The 1,384-nt window shown below is 46.2% G+C and carries 2 protein-coding genes; both read right to left on the bottom strand.

The features are described 5' to 3' along the window. Positions 1 to 20: 20 nt before the first annotated feature. Positions 21 to 923, bottom strand: coding sequence for an IS3 family transposase (locus ACFSUS_RS29005; RefSeq protein WP_381528785.1), 903 nt, complete (start codon positions 921 to 923; stop codon positions 21 to 23). A gap of 23 nt (positions 924 to 946) precedes the next feature. Beyond that, positions 947 to 1,342 (bottom strand): hypothetical protein, encoded by a 396-nt coding sequence (locus ACFSUS_RS29000; RefSeq protein WP_381528782.1) that lies wholly within the window; start codon positions 1,340 to 1,342, stop codon positions 947 to 949. Positions 1,343 to 1,384 lie beyond the last annotated feature (42 nt).

Here is a 1,384-nt window from a genome sequence, read left to right as displayed (position 1 = left end):
CGTATGCTACTGATATAGGTTTACAAAGGGGAACAAAGCTGACTTTCAACCTTATATTGCACATTTCCGTACCGCACTCTTTTATAAGGATACCATCTTAACTTGTGAAAACCTTGTTGTCGATGAGCATGATCAGGTGTCTGGTAGCCCAGGGAAGCATGTGGTCGTAACTTATTATAAGCATCAATGGCTTCTTCCACGGCGGCATGAGCAACAGCAAAGCTAACAAAACCACTTAGTTTGAATTCCTCCTTTAAAGTTCGAAAAATCCGCTCGGCCATAGCGTTCTCGTTGGGATCGCCGGACTCGGTCATACTGATGGTGACTTGAGCTTGGTGTAGTCGATCTACGTAGGCTCCAGAACAGTATTGCACACCTCGGTCAGAGTGATGAATAAGCGATTTAGTTGAGACACGGCAACCAGTCAATGCCATTTCCAGGGCTGCTATTGGGCCTTTTGCTTCCAGTGTTTTATGAAAGGACCACCCAACAATTTTTCGAGAGTAGGCATCCAGAATAACCGACAAGTAAGCAAAGCCGATGCCTACTCGAAGATAGCTTAGATCACTTACCCAGAGCTGGTTAGGCCGCACCGGCTTGAGATCTTTGACGTGATTAGGATACTTCTCCAAGTCATGCCGAGAGTCGGTCGTTTTGACTCTTGATCGCTTCTTTGTTAAGAGTAAGCCATTGACCTTTAGTAAGTTGTGTAACTTATCGCGCCCTAGCTTGATTTGATGAGAAACTAGGAACTCATGCATCAACTCATAGAGCTTAGTGGTGCCTAAGCCGGGAACCTGCTTACGTAACCGCTTGACTTCAGCCAGAACAAGCGCTGCCTGAAAGCCCTTCTTTTCCTGACGCCTGCTAGCCGCATACCAGGCTTGTCGTGTCAACCCAAACAGTCCGCATAACTGCTCCATGCCCACCAGGGGATAGCGACGAGTCAGTTGGTTGACGGTTTGGTACCAGACTTTTTTAAGATTGGTATCTGAAACTGCTCTTGGGCAATTTGGATGGCCGTTTCAAAAGCTTCCGCTTTGAGCTTAAGCAGTTTGTTCTCTTCTTCAGTGGCTGCTAGGCGCCGTTCTAGGGCTTTGACATAAGCAGCTTGGTTGTGCTTCTTCATGGCTTTGTAACAGCGAAAAGGATACAGATAAGGGGCTAGTCGGTGCTTGAAATACCATCGGTTCAGCCGTCTCAATTCGGTCTGATTAATGTGTAGGTAGCGAGCAATGTCGGACGCTTGGGCGATTTCAGCTCGAAACACTTCGACGACCTTTCGTTTGAAGGGAATCGACTTTCTATTTTTCTTATTTCGTTGTAATACGCTAATATACATAAGCTTACTGATTTACTGTACACAGAAATCAGCAGCATACGT

This window comes from Spirosoma soli (genome assembly GCF_042684525.1).
GTDB classification, from domain to species: Bacteria; Bacteroidota; Bacteroidia; order Cytophagales; family Spirosomataceae; genus Spirosoma; species Spirosoma soli.
Note: the sequence above shows the minus strand (reverse complement) of the source record. Positions and strands in the feature narration are given on the sequence as shown.

Excerpts from the sequence above, each read along its gene's own strand:
- ACFSUS_RS29005 (WP_381528785.1), bottom strand. The coding sequence starts at position 923 with ATGGAGCAGTTATGCGGACTGTTTGGGTTGACACGACAAGCCTGGTAT.
- ACFSUS_RS29000 (WP_381528782.1), bottom strand. The coding sequence starts at position 1,342 with ATGTATATTAGCGTATTACAACGAAATAAGAAAAATAGAAAGTCGATT.